The sequence below is a fragment of the Nostoc sp. 'Peltigera membranacea cyanobiont' 232 genome (genome assembly GCF_002245985.1).
In the GTDB taxonomy this organism is placed as follows: Bacteria; Cyanobacteriota; Cyanobacteriia; order Cyanobacteriales; family Nostocaceae; genus Nostoc.
This window is the reverse complement of the sequence record NZ_NOLK01000041.1, coordinates 19,731-38,098: the sequence shown is the minus strand read 5'-3', so window position 1 is coordinate 38,098 and position 18,368 is coordinate 19,731. Positions and strand designations below refer to the sequence as shown.

Sequence of the window (18,368 nt, the reverse complement as noted above, 5' to 3'; positions counted from 1 at the left end):
TTAATGAGTAGCGCTACATATTTAACTAGTCTAATATCGTATATCTTTTGTGTAGTATTATGATGGCAAAGATTAAGAGTGTTGATATATCAGGAAATTTAGCGTTTTTATTAGAAGTTGGTACAGAAGAATTACCTGCAAGCTTTCTCAGTGATGCCTTAATACAGTGGCGAGAACGCATTCCCCAAAGTTTGGAAGCAAATAGCCTTCAGAGTGAAAGTGTCCAAGTGTACGGTACTCCCCGGCGTTTGGCGGTATTGATTACCGGTCTACCATCACAGCAAGCAGACCGAGAAGAAGAAATTAAAGGCCCCCCCGCCCAAGCTGCCTTTAAAGATGGTCAGCCAACAGCAGCAGCAGTAGGCTTTGCCAAAAAGCAAGATGTGGAACTAGATGCACTCTTCCTTCGCCCCACTGACAAAGGGGAATTTGTCTTTGTGCAGAAAAGAATTCCTGGGCGTTCCGTGGCGGAAATTTTGACAGAACTTGTTTTCCAGTGGATTTGGGGTTTAGAAGGTAAGCGGTTGATGCGTTGGGGAGATGGGGATGGGAGGTTTTCTCGACCAATTCGCTGGCTGGTAGCTTTGTTAGATGAGACGGTGCTACCGTTAGAATTGGTAAATGGTTCTAAAACGATTCAGAGCGATCGCATTTCCCAAGGTCATCGCGTCTTACATCCTGAACCTGTGACAATTGCCCAAGCCACTGATTATGTTACTGCGCTCAAGTCTGCTTATGTCACCGTTGACCCAAAAGAACGCGAAAATCTGATTAAAGAGCAAGTAAAGGCAGTAGCAGAGAGTTTAAGCGGGTATACAGTCATTTATCCCGATTTGTTAGCCGAAGTAATCAATCTTGTTGAATATCCTTCTACAGTTGTTGGTAAATTTGAACCAGAATTTTTGGAATTACCAACTGAGGTAATTACTGAAGTCATGGTGACTCATCAACGTTATTTCCCTGTATTCAAACCAGGTAGTTTTGAGCAAGAATTATTACCTAATTTCATCACCATTTCTAACGGCGATCCGAAGAAATCAGATATTGTTGCCGTCGGGAATGAAAGGGTAATTCGTGCTAGATTAGCTGATGGCAGATTTTTCTACGAAGCTGATTTAACTAAGCCAATAGATAGCTTTTTACCACAGTTAGAAAAAGTCACCTTCGAAGAAGAATTGGGTTCGGTACGTACCAAGATAGATAGAGTAGTTAAGATTGCCGAGCAAATTTCTACCCAATTAGAATTAGCAGATAATCAAAGCCAAAAAATCCAACGGGCTGCTTTATTATGTAAAGCAGATTTGGTAACTCAAATGGTGTATGAATTCCCCGAATTGCAAGGCATTATGGGAGAAAAATATGCCTTAGCTAGTGGTGAAGATGCCGAAGTAGCAAAGGCAATATTTCAACATTATCTGCCAACGGGAGCCGGTGACAATTTACCCGATACACTCACAGGTCAAATTGTCGGTTTGGCAGATAGATTAGATACCTTAGTGAGTATCTTTGGTTTAGGTTTAATTCCCTCTGGTTCCTCCGATCCCTTCGCCTTGCGTCGGGCTGCCAATGCTGTAGTAAAAATTACTTGGTTCTATAATTTGCCGATAAATTTAGATGATTTATTGGCACAAATAGCAATAGATTTTGCCGCGAAATATAACAAAGATCGGGCATCATTAACCACGGCACTACAAGAGTTTTTCTTACAACGCATCCGCACCTTATTACAAGAAGAAAAACAGATTGATTACGATTTGGTAAATGCAGTTTTGGGAGAAAATGACCCAGAATATACAGAACGGACATTAAAGGATTTATTGGATGTCCGCGATCGCGCCTTATACTTACAACAAATCCGTAACGATAGTACCTTAGATAACATCTACGAAACCGTTAACCGTTCCACACGATTAGCCGCCCAAGGTGATTTGGATACAAAACAGCTAGAACCGAAAACGGTAGTTCGTTCAGAATTATTCCAAAAGCCCTCTGAGGCAGCTTTGTATAATGCTTTAATCGAATCAGTACCGCAAACTCAAACAGCACAGCAGACACGAAATTATCAACTGTTAGTAGCGGCACTAGCAAAAATTGCTCCGACAGTTAGTAACTTCTTTGATGGCCCAGATAGCGTATTAGTTATGGACTCCGATCCAGAAATTAAGCGGAATCGATTACATCTGCTGGGATTAGTTCGGAATCATGCCCGTGTTCTCGCTGACTTTGGGGCGATCGTCAAAAATCTGTAACGTAGGTAAACAAAAAGTTGTGTAATTTTTGCCAAGAAACGCTACTATAGGGAGTGCTTAACCAGGGACTCTGCTGCAATCTATGCCTAGAGCTACTGTTATTGGATTGGGAAAGTCCGGTATTGCTGCGGCGAGATTGTTGAAACGGGAAGGTTGGGAGGTAGAGCTAAGTGATGGCAACACCTCCGAAACCCTCCTCCAACAACAACAACAACTCGCTGCCGAGCAAATAACCGTTAAACTAGGCCAATCCTTAGAATTGAATGATGATAATTTACCCCAGTTAATAGTTGTTAGTCCTGGCGTACCTTGGGATATTCCCATATTAATTAAGGCACGCCAATTAGGTATAGAAACCATTGGCGAAATGGAACTCGCTTGGCGAAATTTGCGTTGGCGTAGCCAGCCGCAGGCATCGCTACCTTGGGTAGGAATTACTGGGACTAACGGTAAAACTACTACCACAGCTTTAATTGCTGCCATTTTCCAAGCAGCAGAATTAAACGCGCCTGCCTGCGGTAACATTGGCTACGCAGCTTGTGAAGTTGCCCTATCTTGGAGGGGGAAAGGAGCAGGGGGAGTAAGAGAAACATTTGATAATTCTTGTACAGACGCGATTAATCGCGTCTCCCGTAGCTCCTCACTCGATTGGGTGATTGCGGAACTTAGCAGCTATCAAATAGAATCTTCCAGTTCTCTAGCACCCCGTATCGGTGTTTGGACAACTTTCACACCGGATCACCTGAGTCGTCATAAGACTTTAGAGAATTATTACAATATCAAAGCAAAGTTATTGCATCAGTCAGAATTGCAGGTGTTCAATGGCGATGATGCGTACTTGAGGCAACAAGGTTTAAGTGCTTGGCCTAATGCTTATTGGACAAGTGTCAGAGGAAAAGATTTCCTGATTAGCGAAAAAGGTTTTTACATCGAGGACGACTGGGTTGTGGAAAAATTGACTGCAACCTCTACACCAGAACCGATTGTGAAAGTATCTACTTTGCGAATGGTGGGAGAACATAACCAGCAAAATCTTTTGATGGCAGTAGCCACGGCAAGATTAGCAGGAATTAATCGTGATGCGATCGCACTTGCAATTAGTGAATTCCCCGGTGTTGCTCATCGTTTAGAGCATATCTGCACTTGGGAAGGCATTGATTTCATTAACGACAGCAAAGCCACTAACTACGATGCTGCCGAAGTTGGTTTAGCATCTGTGAAAAGTCCAGCAATTTTAATTGCTGGTGGAGAAGCTAAAGCAGGTGATGATAGTGGCTGGTTAGCACAAATTCAAACCAAAGCTGCTGCTGTGTTATTGATTGGCTCTGCTGCACCCGCATTTGCCCAACGCCTCCAAGAAATAGGGTATTATTCTTACCACATTGTGGAAACTATGGAAAGGGCAATCCCCAAATCGGCGGAATTAGCTAAGGAGTATGAAGCGCCTGTGGTGTTACTATCTCCAGCTTGTGCCAGTTTCGATCAGTACCCCAATTTTGAAGTGCGGGGCGATCGCTTCCGTCAGTTGTGCCTTGCTTGGGCGGCAGGAGGCAAGCTTCAACACAACTTGATTCTTTCATCATCCCTATAATTCATTCACTGTGTGGCTTGCAGTTACACAGTGAATGAATTATGTAAAATTATTAACAATATTTGTACTGCTGGAAAATAATTCTTTTGCAACTTCAACCTCATGAGCAATGCTTGTAGGTTTCGGAATAGGTAAACCATCTTCTAACATTCCTTCTAGATGAAATTCAATAGCTTCTGCAATCATCTGCTTGACTTCTTCTAAGGTTGCACCTGTAGTTACACAACCTGGTAAATCAGGCACATAAGCAGAGTAATTACTATCCGCCTTTTCAATCACCACTACGTAATGCATTGCCATTCTCCTTATAATTGTGCTTGCCTCCAAATACTACTGAGAGTACCAGGGGCTAAGTCGTCAGATAATTTACCTGGAACAGTAACTAAACCTGGTTTACCCTGATGCTTGAACTGTCGATGACTACCTTTAGTTCTATCAAGATACCAACCATCAGCTTCCACTCGCTTGATCGCATCACGTACTTTCATGTTACTACTTATCTCTACAGGGAAAATTTCTGTTACAGATAGAGTGCCTTATTGAAAAAGCAAAGTAAACACAATTATGTCGCAATTGTGTCCGTCATTTTGTCGTGGGTTTTGGCATTGGTAAGTAGATGGACAAAAAGATTTCTCATGGATCGAGTGGCTCAAAATGAAATGCTAAAGTTAATAATCAAGCTTTTCCAGAGCTACATTGTCTCTCTCACAGATAAAATTTATATATGAACGCTACACAAGAAAAACTAAAAGTTCAGCTTGAACAGGCAATAGTTGCGGCTTTTGGCGCTGACTTGGCGGGAGTAGATCCAATATTGGTTTCTGCTAGCAATCCTAAATTTGGTGATTATCAGGCGAATGTGGCTTTATCGCTGAGTAAAAAGTTAGGAAAACAACCAAGAGCGATCGCAGGTGCGATCGTTGAGAAACTAGATGTATCCGAAATCTGCGAACCGCCAGAAATTGCTGGCCCAGGATTTATCAATCTGAAACTAAAAACGGTATATTTAGAAGCACAATTGAATACGATTCAAGCCGATCGTCGGTTGGGAGTTCCAGCCGCGAAAACGCCGAAGCGGGAAATTGTGGATTTTTCCAGTCCGAATATTGCTAAAGAAATGCATGTCGGACACTTGCGTTCTACGATCATTGGTGATTCCATCGCCCGGATTTTAGAATTTCTTGGACACGATGTGCTGCGGTTAAATCATGTTGGTGACTGGGGTACGCAGTTTGGGATGTTAATTACTCATCTTCGTGAATCTGATTCTGAAAATAATTCCTTTTGGAATAGTCTATATTATGAGGAGAACGATCAACCGGGTTTCATTAACTCTCCCTCTATAAATATAGGAGACTTGGTTCAGTTTTACAGAGAAGCTAAGAAAAAATTTGATGAAGATGCTGATTTTCGAGAAAGATCACGTAAAGCAGTAGTAGAACTACAATCTAATGAGTTATCAGCAAAACACGCTTGGTTTTTTCTTTGTGAAGCTTCTCGAAAAGAGTTTCAAGTAATTTATAAGTTGCTGGATATCAAGTTAGATGAACGGGGCGAATCTTTCTACAACCCCTTACTACCAAAAGTTGTGGAAGATTTAGAGAAATCTGGTTTACTGGTAGAAAATCAGGGCGCAAAATGCGTTTTTTTGGAAGGGTTTACAAATAGAGAAGGTGAACCTTTGCCCTTAATTGTACAAAAATCAGATGGTGGCTATAACTATGCCACAACTGATTTAGCCTCCCTCCGCTACCGGATTCAACAGGATCAAGCAAAGCGGATAATTTATGTAACAGATACTGGACAAGCAAACCACTTTACCCAATTTTTCCAGGTAGCACGCAAAGCTGGCTGGATTCCCGATGATGTGGAATTAGTGCATGTTCCCTTTGGGTTGGTGTTAGGAGAAGATGGGAAGAAATTCAAAACTCGTTCTGGGGATACTGTGCGGTTGCGAGATTTATTAGATGAAGCTGTTTCTCGTGCCCATGCTGACTTAAAAAGTAGATTACAAGAAGAAGAACGCCAAGAAACTGAAGAATTTATTAATGAAGTTGCTAGGGTAGTTGGAATCAGTGCAGTTAAATATGCAGACTTAAGCCAAAATCGCACTAGCAATTACATTTTCAGCTACGACAAAATGCTGGATTTCAAAGGTAATACTGCACCTTATATGCTATATGCTTATGCGCGGATTCAGGGGATTAGCCGCAAGGGTGAGATTAACTTTAACAAGTTGGGAAATAATGCCGTCTTATTGCAGCATGAAACAGAATTAGCGCTGGCAAAATATTTACTTCAACTGGATGAAGTTATTAGTAGTGTAGAGCAAGACTTGATGCCTAATCGTTTATGTGAGTATTTGTACGAACTGAGTAAGAAGTTTAATCAGTTTTACGATCGCCATCAGGGAGTTCAGGTTTTGGAGGCACAGGAACCACAGCGAACATCCCGCTTGATTCTGTGTGATTTGACTGCTAGAACCCTGAAGCTGGGATTATCTTTATTGGGAATTGAGGTGTTGGAGAGGATGTAATATTTTTTAACGTAAAGGTACGCTGAGTAAGAGTTAAGTTAATTTCTTCTTGGTGTCCTTTACGTCTTGGCGGTTCGTTAATCATAATTTTTGAATTTGGAGGCGATCGCTTATGGTACGGACAACATCAAAAAATATAACTTTGGCAGAGTTTCTAATATTACCGGAAACAAAGCCCGCTAGTGAATACATCGATGGACAAATTATTCAAAAACCTATGCCACAGGGAAAACACAGTATAATTCAAGGTGAAATGGTTAGCACTGTAAACTTAACGGTGAAACCCAAGCGAATTGCTCGTGCTTTTCCAGAACTGCGGTGTACTTTTGGTGGAAGGTCAATAGTGCCAGATATTGCTGTGTTTACTTGGCAAAGAATTCCCCGCGATGAAAATGGTGAAGTTGCCAACGTCTTCCAAGCCGCTCCCGATTGGACTATTGAGATTCTATCGCCTGACCAAAGACAAACGAAAGTTACAAAAAATATTCTCCATTGCCTGAATTATGAAACACAAATGGGTTGGCTGATCGATCCAGAAGAACAAACGGTATTTGTGTATATCCGCAATCAACAGCCAATCATGTTAGATGAACTAGATGCTTTACTTCCTGTGCCAGATTTCGCCAGTGAGTTGAGGCTGACAGTAAGAGATTTATTTGGTTGGCTGTTGGAGTAAAATAGGGAAATATACCAAGTGCAACAGGTTTTATGGGTAGGAATCGGTTGTAAACGGGGAACCTCATGGCAATTGATTGATTGGGCAATTGAGGAAGTCTTTCGAGAAAATCAACTTTGTCAAAGTGCGATCGCAGGGATTGCTACCATTGACACTAAAGCCTCAGAAGTTGGCTTAGTAGAACTTTGCCAGCTACGCAATCTAACGCTAAAAACCTTTTCTGCGGAAAGCCTTTGCTCTGTCTGTGTCCCCAACCCTGCGATAATTACTGACCATAAAGTAGGTACACCTAGCGTAGCAGAGGCGGCTGCTATTCTTGCAGCTAATCCAACTGCTTCCCCTTTTACCAGCACAGAAGCATTGGGAGTGAAATTCTTAGTTCCTAAACAAATTTTCCAGCAAAAAGGGCAACCAGGAGCGGTAACACTAGCTGTTGTCCAAGCCTCAAATAAGTAGGTGGGTGAGAAAATTTATAACTATGTCATTGCGAACGCAACGAAGTGGAGTGAAGCAATCACAAGGTTTTCACCGCTTTTACTTTTCGTTACATAGTTATATTTATTTGTGCCTGCCTACTTATGAGTATTACAAAACTTTATTAATTGTTCTAAGGAACGTGGATTAAATAAAGTGTAAAAGTAGCGACTGTTTAGCAGATAAATTCTAAAATTTAGTTAGTATATTATTAAACTGCTCTTAGGCGATAGTATAGCTGTAGATTCTTGAAATTATCTCATCTATCATGCCAAAACAGTCTCTAGGTCTTGATAACCAACTCTATAATTACCTTTTATCGGTTTCGCTGCGGGAACCGGAGATTCTTTTGAAGTTGCGCCAAGAAACCGCTAGCCATCCCAGAAGCACAATGCAGATTTCACCAGAACAAGGACAATTTATGAGACTACTGGTGCAGCTGATTGGAGCCAAGAAAACCTTGGAAGTTGGCGTATTTACAGGTTATAGTTCCCTCTCAGTAGCCTTAGCGCTTCCTGAAGATGGTAAGATTATCGCTGCTGATGTGAGTGAAGAATTTACTGCGATCGCCAGGCGATATTGGCAGCAAGCCGGAGTTGCTGATAAAATCGATCTGCGACTAGCACCAGGTTTGGAAACTTTAGATCGACTGTTGGCAACTGACCAAGCCGAGACATTTGATTTTGCCTTTATTGATGCTGATAAAGAAAATTATGATGGATATTATGAGCGATCGCTGCAATTAGTTCGTCCAGGCGGATTGATCGCTATTGATAATGTTTTATGGTCAGGGCAAGTTGCTGACCCGCAAAACCAAGATGAAAGCACCCAAGCTATCCGGGCGCTTAACGAAAAGTTACATTATGATGAACGGGTTACACTCTCCCTTGTCCCGATCGCCGATGGGCTGACTTTAGCTATCAAGCGACCTTAATATAGTTTGATTCCAAATTAATTACTTAGCAAAACAATAGCCAAAACCATTATTTCCACGTAGGGGCAATTCATGAATTGCCCCTAGTTGTATCTTCAGTTAGAAGTTGTAGCCAAGCCCTAATTGTAGCCCGACATCAGTATCATCCAAAAAAGCAGCATTTACAGCCCCATTTAACGTAAATCGAGAACCGAGAGGAACGTCTACACCACCAGTTAGCAGTAATCCAATATCCGTATCGAGATTAGCTTCAATGGCTACGCCAGCGCCGATATAAGGAGATATAGAGAAGGTTCGTTGACCCACTTCAGCACTTGCGCGAGGAGTAAAATCCAAAGTCAAGGGAACCATAAACAATGTATCATCTCCAAAGATGACTGATGGCCGCACTGAGATATTGCGTGTCAGACCAATTTTGCTGAATACTGCAAAGTTACTATCGCTTAAAGCTGAATCGTTACCGCTCAAACCGATGTTACCACCAACCCCGATATAGCTAGGGCCACCAAGAGTAGTTCTACCTGGTCTAACACTCGGCGTTGTGCCATCTGCATTTCCTGTTGGTGGTTGATTTAATTGACTGATGTTAACATCAGGCGGGACAAGAACTTGGTTAATTGCATGGATAACACCATTGCTTGCTTTAACGTCTGCTTGGATAATTCTGGCATTATTCACCGAGATTTGATTGCTAGCGCGATCGATTTGAATATTTACCGGTTTTTCTTCAGCAGTATTCAGTTCCCCAGCCGTGAGTTGACTAGAAGTTACTGCACCAGGAACTACATGGTATGTCAAAATCTTAATCAATGCTTGTTTGTTCTCTGGTTGCTGTAACTGCTGTAATGTCGCAGCAGGTAAAGCGGCAAATGCTTGATCGGTGGGAGCGAAGACTGTATAAGGGCCCGCCTGTTGAAGAATATCTGTTAAACCAGCTGTCTTTAATAAAGAAGTCAGAGTTGTAAGAGAACTACTGGATGAAGCAAGAGCCACAATATCGCTACCGGTTTGAGTTCCAGCGACAATATACTGACTAGCTGGAAGATTGCTAGCAATGGGTTGCACCCGTCCCTGTTTAGCCAAAGCTTGATATAAGAGTGCCGCAGCTTCAGCACGAGTCAGGGACTGTTGCGGATTGAGTTGTTTGACATCTGGATAATTAACAACAATATTGGATTGTGTGGCAGCAGTAACACTTGCAACAGCATAGTTCGGGATACTTGAGGCATCAGTGTAGTAGGTGCTGAGGTCAGTACTGGTTCCAGTGCTGCTAGCAGTCAAACCCAAACCACTTGTTAAAGCAACGATCGCCTGTACCTTGGGTATTTGTTGATTTGGTGAAAATACGTTCCCAGGATAGCCTGCCAAAAATCCAGTTTCGTAGGCGAACTGAATTGCAGAAACCGCCCAATAGCCAGCAGGAACATCACTAAATCCGCCTGCGGTTAATTGTCGAACTCGGTTCTGGTTAGGGAAAGCTTTTTGAATCAGGGCAGCAAATTCAGCACGAGTCACAGCTTGATTTGGTCTGAAGCTGCCATCAGGAAAGCCAGCAATCACATTGTTGTCAGCTAGGGCTTGAATGAAGGGATGCGCCCAATAATCTGTGGAGACATCAGACAAGTTAACTGTTGAAGTAGGCGATGGTGTCGCTGATGGAACAGTATTTTGAGATGAAGCTGGGGTAGAAATTACGATAGGAGTTATTGTAGCAGCTGTCATTCCTAGAACTAGTAAAGCAACCCTTGCTGATGGCCAACGAAAAAAACTAAACATGGAAATACCCTCTTTTGAAATTCTTGGATTGACTCTTGGAAAATACTGGATGCAAGGTTAAGTGAATATTAAGTATCCAGATGGTTGCTTGGTTTACCTCGACATGGGAACCACAAATACAACCCTTAACTCTGGAAAATTTAAATGTTGGACATTATGAGTAGCTGCTCTGACACCTCACCACATTTATCCAAATGTTCACCACACATAGTATTAGGATTCCTATTTGATTTTTAAAGAACCGCAGGTCACACTAATAACCATAAGCAGCGTTACTGTGGTAAAATAGTATGTTGCAACAATAAAGATAATTAGTGCGAGTAGGCGATTTTATAGCTGATAAAATCGCAGTCAAGCAGCAAGGTTATTGGCTTTTAATAGCCGGATCTTTATAATTGCCGAGGATGGTTAATACCGTCAAGTTCAATGTACCACGATCTTTAGCAAGATTTAAGAAATAAAATGTGTCTTGGCGATATGCTGTTATTATTAATCTTTGATTAATATTATACAACTAACTAATGGCTGGATTTTGAGGAAAAACTTTCACTCTTTAGATAGTTGCCCTTGATGGTAAAATTTCAAATAATAAACTGGAAATTAGCGATCGCAATCAGAAATTAGGGGCATGATTGCGCGGGGATTTTTGGCTAAGAATTATTCTTTTGCAAAAGACAGTTTTCTAAAAATCAACCCAAGGATAAACTAGGGTTTTTGAATTTCATAGAAGTGCAACGTCTCTTCGTGTTTTGAGCAAGTCAGAAGCTTTACTTATCTTTGCTCTAGCAAATCTGCAATTGAGGTTAGTAGTTCAGTTGGTTTTACCGGTTTGGCAATGTGTTTCTGGAAACCAGCGGCTAAGACTCGCTCCCGATGGCTTTCTCCAGCATAAGCGGTAAGAGCGATCGCAGGGATTTTCCCTCCTTTTTCCTTGGGCATAGCTCTAAGTAGCTTAATTAGGTTGTAGCCATCTATCTCCGGCATTCCTAGATCGCTGATTAATAAATCAGGTAAGGTCTTGACGATGACAGCTATCGCCTCATTTGCCGATGCTGCAACTTTTGTCAGCGCCCCATTTTGTTGTAGCAAGAAATGCAAAAACTCCCGGGTGTCAGCATCATCATCGACAATCAATATCCGTATTCCGGCGATCGCTGACGAGTTAAATTTCTTCTCTGTTTCCTCTGCTTGCTCTGTCACCATACTTTCTGGCATCAGGGGCAGTGTAACAGTAAAAGTTGCTCCCTGTCCAATTCCTGGACTATCTGCGGTGACAATACCACCATGCAACTCTACCAGATGGCGAACTATTGCCAATCCCAGTCCCAGCCCACCAACTTTTTTGGTTGTGCTGCTATCGGCTTGACGAAAATGTTCAAATACGTGGGGTAGGAATTCGGGGGAAATACCTTGACCTGTGTCTTTAACTTGAATCAGCGCTGAATGGGAAGTCAATTCCCTACTCAATGATAGGTTGACTTCCACTGAACCATTGGCAGGAGTGAACTTGACAGCATTGGAGAGTAAATTCCCCACAACTTGCTGCAAGCGATAATGATCGCCTGATACTTTACCAACATTGGAGTCAAGCTGCATTTTTATCTGAATAGATTTGCTTTCTGCTATTAACCGGACTGTTTCTAATGCAGAATTAATTACAGATGCCAGGTTAACAGTGGCAAAAGTTAGGTTCAACTTACCGCGAATAATTCGGGAGACATCCAGCAACTCATCAATTAATTGAATCTGCAATTGAGCATTTCTTTCGATGGTTTCCAAGGCCCGATTTGTGGTAACTTCATCAAACTTGCGGCTTCTGAGGAGGGATGACCAGCCGAGAATAGGGTTGAGGGGCGATCGCAATTCGTGGGAGAGAATAGCGAGAAACTCATCTTTGTTCCGGTTTGCCTGTTTGAGTTCTTCTGCTTGTTGTCTAAGTGCTTTTTCTAATTGCTTCCTTGGGGTTAAGTCAAGAATAAAACAGATCCAAGATACCGGATCTTCTTCCACCAAAGCACCACCAATTAGTATCGGAATGCGCGAGCCATCTTTGCGGATGTATTCTTTTTCAAAAGGATTACATACTCCAACCGTTAAAAGTTGCTCTAGCCCTTGGCGATCGAGAGCGTGATATTCCGGTGGAGTCATTTGTTGTCTGCGTACTTTACCTGCGAATAGTTCCTCTCGCGTATAACCCACCATTTCTAAAAAAGCCTCGTTCGCCTCAGTAATGTGGTCAAGATTGGCGAACATAATGCCAATAATATTGGAATCAACTAAGCGCCTTAACTGAGTTTCCCGCTGGCGCAAATCATTTTCTACCTGTTTGCGCTGGGTAATATCCTGAGCAGTACCCATCATTTTGACTGGCTTACCCTCAGCATCACAGAAAATACGACCTTTAGCAGCAATCCAATGAATGCTACCATCAGACCAAAGGCTGCGGTATTCAATGTCATACTCTACCTTTTCTTTAAAACAGCGAACGATCGCTTGATTGATGCGTTGATGGTCTTCTGGATGTACACAGTTGAGGAAAAGCTCATAGTCCATTTCGACTTCTGGGTTTAGTCCAAACAGCTGCTTACATTTCTCTGTCCAAATTAACTCGTTGGTAGTGATATTCCAAAACCACATACCCAGTTCTGCGGCGGTAGTCGCTAACCGAATCCGTTCTTCACTTTCGCGCAGGTTTGTTTCAATTTGTTGGCGATCGCGTAGCGCAGCTTGCTGTTCGGTAATATCAGTACTAGCACCAACTACCCGGACTACCTGACCATTTCCATCCCGGACAGCAAACCCCTGGTCTTTCACCCACAAATAGCGGCCATCCTGGTGACGGACTCGATACTCAATGCTATAACGGTTGCCATTGGCCATACTAGCCATGAACTGGTCATTAACTCTTTCTTGGTCATCAGGGTGGATGAGTTTTTGCCACCACTCAAAGGTTGGTTCAGCTTCTTGTTGCGGGTAGCCAAAAACCTCAGTTAGACCCTGAGTTCTTTCCACAGTATTTCTTTGCATCTCCCAGTCATAGATTAGGCAATTAACCGCCGCCGCCGCTAGTTCAAACCTTTCATTACTTTGGCGCAGAGAAATTTCTGTGTGTAGTCGCTCTGTAATATCAAAAGCGATTCCCAAAAGATATTGTGGGAATCCTTCAGCAGTTCTGCTATACACAGTGTCATAGCTACAAAACCAACGCCACTCTCCATTAGCATGTCGAATCCGATATTCAAAACTGAGAACTTCGCCCTGACAAGTAGAATTAAATTTTTCAAGATAGGTAGGGAGTCGGGCCAAATCTTCAGGATGGAGAAGTTGAGAACATAACTCCTTTCCCATTGCCTGGATTTGTGCTGGTGTGTAGCCCCAACCTTGAGCAATTTTGTAATTAACGTAAGCATTTCGCTGCTCAATTAGGTCATATATATAGAGTATCCCTGGAAGAGTGGCAGCAATTTTTTTAAACAAACTTTGACTGTCCCACAGTGCCGGAAATTCATTTCCATCAACTTGTTGAGTATCTTCAGTACAGTTACAGTTTTCCTCAAGTTGTGCGGTCTGAGATCCTGTAATATCCGAAAAAGTTGTGACGATGGCGTAGGGAGTGGTTCCTCCACTTTGGAATAGAGGTTGTGAAGACAACAATAGCCAGATTAGCTCACCATTGGGCTTATAAAAGCCACATCCGACATTCAAGTAAGGTTTACCTGTTTTCTGAGCAGCGATCGCCGGGTGAGTCTCACGCAGCATTGGAGAGCCATTTTCATGAATAAATTGCCACTTGAGATTGAGCAAATTTTGCCCTACAAGCTGTTCTGCGGTTAGTCCCAGAATGCGATTACCAGCTGTATTGCAAGCCTGAATAGTGCCATCAGCCAACAGAAGCATCATTCCCTCTTCTTTCCAGGCTCGCAGCGAATAATCTGCTTTGTTACTAACTTCCTGGTGCAGCAGTTTCTCATTAGCCATCTGACTTTGGGACTTTTCCGCGTCTGGCATTCTATAAAGTTAAATAAATTTAAATTTAACGTAGGATTTAGCAGATCGTGTTTACATAGATTTTAGGGCAATTTCTGTCAATTCTAGCCTAAATATTACTAGCTAGTGGGTATTATGACTGAAGAATTACGGTGCTACTGCGATCGCTGGTTTATTTCTTGATAAGTGGGTAGTCTATGCCTTTTTATTACTCTCATCAAATAAAAATCATCAACTTTTATTTTGATAGATTTTGAGCTTTTTCAAATCAATATCCCAGCAATACAAGCGGTGATAAAACCCGCTAACAATCCGCCAATCATCGCTCTTAAACCCATCCGAGCTAAATCATGCTGGCGATTAGGTGCTATCCCAGTAATGCCGCCAATTGTAATGCCAATTGAACCTATATTTGCAAAATTACATAAGGCGTAAGTCGCAATAATTACTGCCCGTTGAGAAATTTTACCACTTTCAATTAATGCCTTCAAATCCAGAAAAGCAATAAACTCATTGAGAATTGTCTTTGTACCCAATAACGCCCCCACTTGCCGACAATCAGCCCAAGGTACGCCCATCAACCACGCCACTGGAGCCATAACAAAAGATAAAATCCACTGTAATGACAGTTGTTGTAAACCTACAAATGCCCCCAACCATCCCAGCAGTGCATTTAAAGCAGCCAATAATCCCAAAAAGGCGATAATCATCACCCCAACATTAACTGCTAGCTTCACGCCGTCAATTGCTCCGGTAGTAGCAGCATCAATTACATTTACATAATTGGTTTCTACATTTGCTTTTGCTTTTCCAACCGTTTCTGATACTTCTGTTTCTGGATAGAGTAATTTTGATACCACCAACGATGTAGGAGCAGTCATAAAAAAAGCAGCAATTAAGTGTTCTGCTGGTATCCCAAAGGAAAGGTATGCCCCTAGTACTCCAGCCGCAATTGTGGCAAAACCACCCGTCATCACAGCATGAAGTTCTGATTGCGTCATCTTCGCTATGTATGGTTTAACCATCAGCGCCGACTCTGTTGGCCCTAAAAAGATGTTACCTGCACAGGATAAAGATTCAGAACCCGATGTTTTCATTGTTTTCATCATTACCCACGCCATCACATTTACCACTCGCTGTAAAATGCCGTAGTAATACAAGACGCTGATGAAGGCAGAGAAAAAGATAATTGTCGGTAGCACTTGGAAGGCAAAGAAATGATCCTTAAAATTTTCTCCAAAGACAAATTTGGCACCAACATCAGAAAATGCTAAAAATTTGCCGACAAAATCTCCCAGAAATTTAAACACATTCAAACCCCAAGGAGTTTTAAGAATCACTAGTGCCAATGCAAATTCTAATCCCAAACCCCACCCCACTATCCGCCAACGCACCGCTTGACGATTAACCGAAAAGGCGTAGGATATACCGATAAAAACTAAAATTCCCAACGCAGAGATGGCGCGTTCCATATTTACTCCCAGAAAGGTATCGCTAAGGCACTTGGCCACAAAGCATACACAAAAATACGCCTTGTTTTGTGGCTTTGTAGCTAATTACTTTTTCTATGCTCTTTTTAAGAAGTCAAAACATAATCCCCATAAATAAATTTAGGGGATTTAATCAGCGTGTCGTGTCTTGTAGATGCAAAGCGGTTTCTGGGAGAGTAACAAATATTCTGACTCCTGTTAGCGGATAGCTAAGGTTTAGCCGATTATGACTCCTGAATTCTTCTTCAAGCACCCTAAAAAACAGAAATTTGGCGGGAAGTTTAATCTAAGTTCCTAAGTTGATGTTTCTGATAAAAGACCCAAGTAATTTTGCACAATCTGTAAAATGCGCTCTGCTGCATGACCATCTCCAAAGGGATTAATTGCATTTGCCATTGCTTCATAAGCATCTGAATTGCTCAGTAACTCAGCAGCATTTGCAAAAATATTCTCACTCGTAGTCCCTACAAGTTTGGCTGTACCGGCTGTAACAGCCTCTGGTCTTTCGGTGGTATCTCTCAAAACCAATACTGGTTTTCCCAAGCTGGGGGCTTCTTCTTGCAAGCCACCAGAGTCAGTGAGCAAAAGATGCGATCGCCCAATTGCTCCCACCAGTTCGCCATAATCGAGAGGTTCTGTCAAGAAAATTCGCGGATGATTCCCTAAAAGCTCTTGTAATGGGACTCGCACTGTCGGATTGCGGTGTAATGGTAAAAGCATTGCTGTATCAGGAAACTTGTCTAAGATTTGTAAAAAGCCCTGAGCGATCGCTAAGAGGGGTTCTCCCCAATTCTCCCGCCGATGAACTGTTGCTAGCAGAACGCGATATGAATCCCAGTCTAAGCCTGGTACATTACAAACAGATTGGGTTGCAGCGACATTCAACAGCGCATCAATTACCGTGTTACCCGTCATGTGAATTTCACCCAAAACACCAGAACGGTGCAAATTTTCCACAGCCCAAGGAGTCGGCGCAAAGTGCAACTGAGTAATTTGAGAAATCAACCGCCGATTAGCTTCTTCTGGATAAGGATTGAAGATATCATCAGTTCTTAAACCTGCTTCCACATGACCAATAGGAATTTTTTGATAAAACGCTGCCAAAGCTGCCGCAAAAGCCGTTGTAGTATCTCCCTGCACCACCACTAAATCTGGCTTTTTCTCTTTAAATAACGCTTCTAACCCTTGTAAACTGCGGCAGGTAATATCATTCAGAGATTGCTGAACCTGCATAATTTCTAAATCATTATCTGCCTTGATGTTGAACAGTTGCATAACTTGCTCAACCATCTCCCGATGCTGTCCAGTTAAAATTACTTGCGACTCAAAAGCTGAAGACTTCTGGAAAACCTGAATCACTGGAGCGAGTTTAATCGCTTCGGGACGAGTACCCAAGATAATGCAAACCCGTTTTTGATTAGTCATTAGTCATTAGTCATCTGTCATTTGCCAATGGTTATAGTCAATGGTCTATGGTAAATAGTCAAGAGTTGGCAGTCAATCATCACACAAATCATAAATATAAAAGGATAAATCATATAAAAAGCATGAAAAAACCCGGCTTAATCGGGTAGATGCACTGTTTATCGAATTAAAATGCGATCGCATAACTAAAAAGCATGAAAAAACCCGGCTTAACCGGGCAGACGCACTGTTTGTCGTATTTACCTGTAATGACTAAATTTTAATCTCACAAGTTAAAGGGCAAGCAGCGTAAACAGTAGCCTGCATTTGGTCTGCCTCTCCATGCAGCCAGCTTAACCATTTGACTTCATTAGGATGAACTCCTTTAAGAGTTAGCACACCCGCAGCCAATACAACTGCCATGACATTAAACATGATTAAAGCGCCTGCTACAAGCAAAACAGCACTAACAGGCATCACAGATTGCAAAACGATTGACAACAGACATCCGACCGTAGCCATCAAGACAACTAGTGGAAAACCCACAACTAACAAGCATACTGCTAATGTAAAAGTCCATATTAAAAAGCTTTTAATCATCAACAAGGAGTAGGTCTTTCCTAGATTAGAGCTTTGAGCAGAAACCATTGACTTTTCCTCCCAACAATACACAACAATTTTTAATTTCAGTTAGATTCCGCTTTTCGCGAGTCAACTGATTTTCTTTCTCAGTGAAATCCAGTATATAAAAACTAATCGGAAAAATGAGCATTTATTTACTAAAGTTTACAGTTAGTTTTTTATAATTGTGGATGTAAACTTGACCTTACATCTATTAGAAGAACTTGTTCTCTGCATCTATCTTCAGGTGTATAACCTCAAAGGTATGAGCTTTTAACCTTGATCCCCAGATATTGCTCCTACTCAGCTTAACATTTCTTATAAAAATTAATAGCTATTCTCATAATTGTAAAATGGGCTGAATAAATGAACAATCAGTATTTGTGTTGTTAATTGCTGGTAATTTGCGTCCATGTCTGGGATAAATTTCTCATCTAAGGACTGAAAATATTTATGTTTAAACAAATGTTATATAAAATACAAATCAATCTCTGTGCTATTGCTGAGGTCTTTTGAACCATCGGGTGTGTTAAACCAGTTTAGATAGGTTAAATAATTTCTCTAAATTTTCTGATTAGCAAAATTTCTGGAAAAAAAGATACAAATCGAGGTGGATGAAATGGATTGACC

13 protein-coding genes are annotated in these 18,368 nt (G+C 41.8%); 6 read left to right on the top strand and 7 right to left on the bottom strand.

The features are described from left to right. The first annotated feature begins 59 nt into the window (after positions 1-59). Both glyS and murD read left to right on the top strand, forming a co-directional pair. Positions 60-2,249, top strand: coding sequence for a glycine--tRNA ligase subunit beta (glyS, locus tag CDG79_RS15965; protein WP_223278167.1), 2,190 nt, complete (start codon positions 60-62; stop codon positions 2,247-2,249). A gap of 82 nt (positions 2,250-2,331) precedes the next feature. After that, entirely contained in the window at positions 2,332-3,840 is a 1,509-nt protein-coding gene (murD, locus tag CDG79_RS15960) for a UDP-N-acetylmuramoyl-L-alanine--D-glutamate ligase (protein WP_094342978.1), read from the top strand. A gap of 39 nt (positions 3,841-3,879) precedes the next feature. Here murD and CDG79_RS15955 read toward each other — a convergent pair whose 3' ends face one another. Both CDG79_RS15955 and CDG79_RS15950 read right to left on the bottom strand, forming a co-directional pair. Continuing rightward, on the bottom strand, positions 3,880-4,134 hold the full coding sequence (locus CDG79_RS15955; RefSeq protein ID WP_094342977.1) for a type II toxin-antitoxin system HicB family antitoxin: 255 nt from the start codon (positions 4,132-4,134) through the stop codon (positions 3,880-3,882). A gap of 11 nt (positions 4,135-4,145) precedes the next feature. Next, positions 4,146-4,328 carry a type II toxin-antitoxin system HicA family toxin gene (locus CDG79_RS15950; protein WP_094342976.1) on the bottom strand — a complete coding sequence of 61 codons (183 nt, stop codon included), beginning with the start codon at positions 4,326-4,328 and terminating at the stop codon, positions 4,146-4,148. Positions 4,329-4,564: 236 nt separating this feature from the next. Here CDG79_RS15950 and argS point away from each other — a divergent pair, with 236 nt between their 5' ends. The 4 genes from argS (at position 4,565) to CDG79_RS15925 (ending at position 8,460) form a co-directional block, all read left to right on the top strand. Next, on the top strand, positions 4,565-6,376 hold the full coding sequence (gene argS / locus CDG79_RS15940) for an arginine--tRNA ligase (protein WP_094342972.1): 1,812 nt from the start codon (positions 4,565-4,567) through the stop codon (positions 6,374-6,376). 112 nt (positions 6,377-6,488) lie between these two features. Next, positions 6,489-7,052: a Uma2 family endonuclease gene (locus CDG79_RS15935; protein ID WP_094342970.1), complete on the top strand. Its 564-nt coding sequence runs from the start codon at positions 6,489-6,491 to the stop codon at positions 7,050-7,052. 18 nt (positions 7,053-7,070) lie between these two features. Next, positions 7,071-7,508, top strand: a complete 438-nt coding sequence (locus CDG79_RS15930; RefSeq protein WP_094342968.1) for a cobalamin biosynthesis protein — start codon at positions 7,071-7,073, stop codon at positions 7,506-7,508. 286 nt (positions 7,509-7,794) lie between these two features. Further along, positions 7,795-8,460 (top strand): class I SAM-dependent methyltransferase, encoded by a 666-nt coding sequence (locus tag CDG79_RS15925; RefSeq protein WP_094342967.1) that lies wholly within the window; start codon positions 7,795-7,797, stop codon positions 8,458-8,460. 99 nt (positions 8,461-8,559) lie between these two features. On the opposite strand, the gene CDG79_RS15920 is transcribed toward CDG79_RS15925, so the two are convergent. The 5 genes from CDG79_RS15920 to CDG79_RS15900 form a co-directional block, all read right to left on the bottom strand. Then, positions 8,560-10,236 carry a fasciclin domain-containing protein gene (locus tag CDG79_RS15920; protein WP_094342966.1) on the bottom strand — a complete coding sequence of 559 codons (1,677 nt, stop codon included), beginning with the start codon at positions 10,234-10,236 and terminating at the stop codon, positions 8,560-8,562. 771 nt (positions 10,237-11,007) lie between these two features. Next, entirely contained in the window at positions 11,008-14,244 is a 3,237-nt protein-coding gene (locus CDG79_RS15915; RefSeq protein WP_094342965.1) for a PAS domain-containing protein, read from the bottom strand. 242 nt (positions 14,245-14,486) lie between these two features. Continuing rightward, positions 14,487-15,695 (bottom strand): NupC/NupG family nucleoside CNT transporter, encoded by a 1,209-nt coding sequence (locus CDG79_RS15910; protein WP_094342964.1) that lies wholly within the window; start codon positions 15,693-15,695, stop codon positions 14,487-14,489. Between the two features lie 312 nt (positions 15,696-16,007). After that, positions 16,008-17,138 (bottom strand): non-hydrolyzing UDP-N-acetylglucosamine 2-epimerase, encoded by a 1,131-nt coding sequence (gene wecB / locus CDG79_RS15905; protein ID WP_094342963.1) that lies wholly within the window; start codon positions 17,136-17,138, stop codon positions 16,008-16,010. 252 nt (positions 17,139-17,390) lie between these two features. Further along, positions 17,391-17,765, bottom strand: coding sequence for a hypothetical protein (locus CDG79_RS15900; protein WP_094342961.1), 375 nt, complete (start codon positions 17,763-17,765; stop codon positions 17,391-17,393). Positions 17,766-18,368: the final 603 nt, after the last annotated feature.

Bases quoted from the DNA above. Each gene is read 5' to 3' on its own strand.
- glyS (WP_223278167.1), top strand. From the start codon at position 60: ATGATGGCAAAGATTAAGAGTGTTGATATATCAGGAAATTTAGCGTTT.
- murD (WP_094342978.1), top strand. From the start codon at position 2,332: ATGCCTAGAGCTACTGTTATTGGATTGGGAAAGTCCGGTATTGCTGCG.
- CDG79_RS15955 (WP_094342977.1), bottom strand. From the start codon at position 4,134: ATGCATTACGTAGTGGTGATTGAAAAGGCGGATAGTAATTACTCTGCT.
- CDG79_RS15950 (WP_094342976.1), bottom strand. From the start codon at position 4,328: ATGAAAGTACGTGATGCGATCAAGCGAGTGGAAGCTGATGGTTGGTAT.
- argS (WP_094342972.1), top strand. From the start codon at position 4,565: ATGAACGCTACACAAGAAAAACTAAAAGTTCAGCTTGAACAGGCAATA.
- CDG79_RS15935 (WP_094342970.1), top strand. From the start codon at position 6,489: ATGGTACGGACAACATCAAAAAATATAACTTTGGCAGAGTTTCTAATA.
- CDG79_RS15925 (WP_094342967.1), top strand. From the start codon at position 7,795: ATGCCAAAACAGTCTCTAGGTCTTGATAACCAACTCTATAATTACCTT.
- CDG79_RS15920 (WP_094342966.1), bottom strand. From the start codon at position 10,236: ATGTTTAGTTTTTTTCGTTGGCCATCAGCAAGGGTTGCTTTACTAGTT.
- CDG79_RS15915 (WP_094342965.1), bottom strand. From the start codon at position 14,244: ATGCCAGACGCGGAAAAGTCCCAAAGTCAGATGGCTAATGAGAAACTG.
- CDG79_RS15910 (WP_094342964.1), bottom strand. From the start codon at position 15,695: ATGGAACGCGCCATCTCTGCGTTGGGAATTTTAGTTTTTATCGGTATA.
- wecB (WP_094342963.1), bottom strand. From the start codon at position 17,138: ATGACTAATCAAAAACGGGTTTGCATTATCTTGGGTACTCGTCCCGAA.
- CDG79_RS15900 (WP_094342961.1), bottom strand. From the start codon at position 17,765: ATGGTTTCTGCTCAAAGCTCTAATCTAGGAAAGACCTACTCCTTGTTG.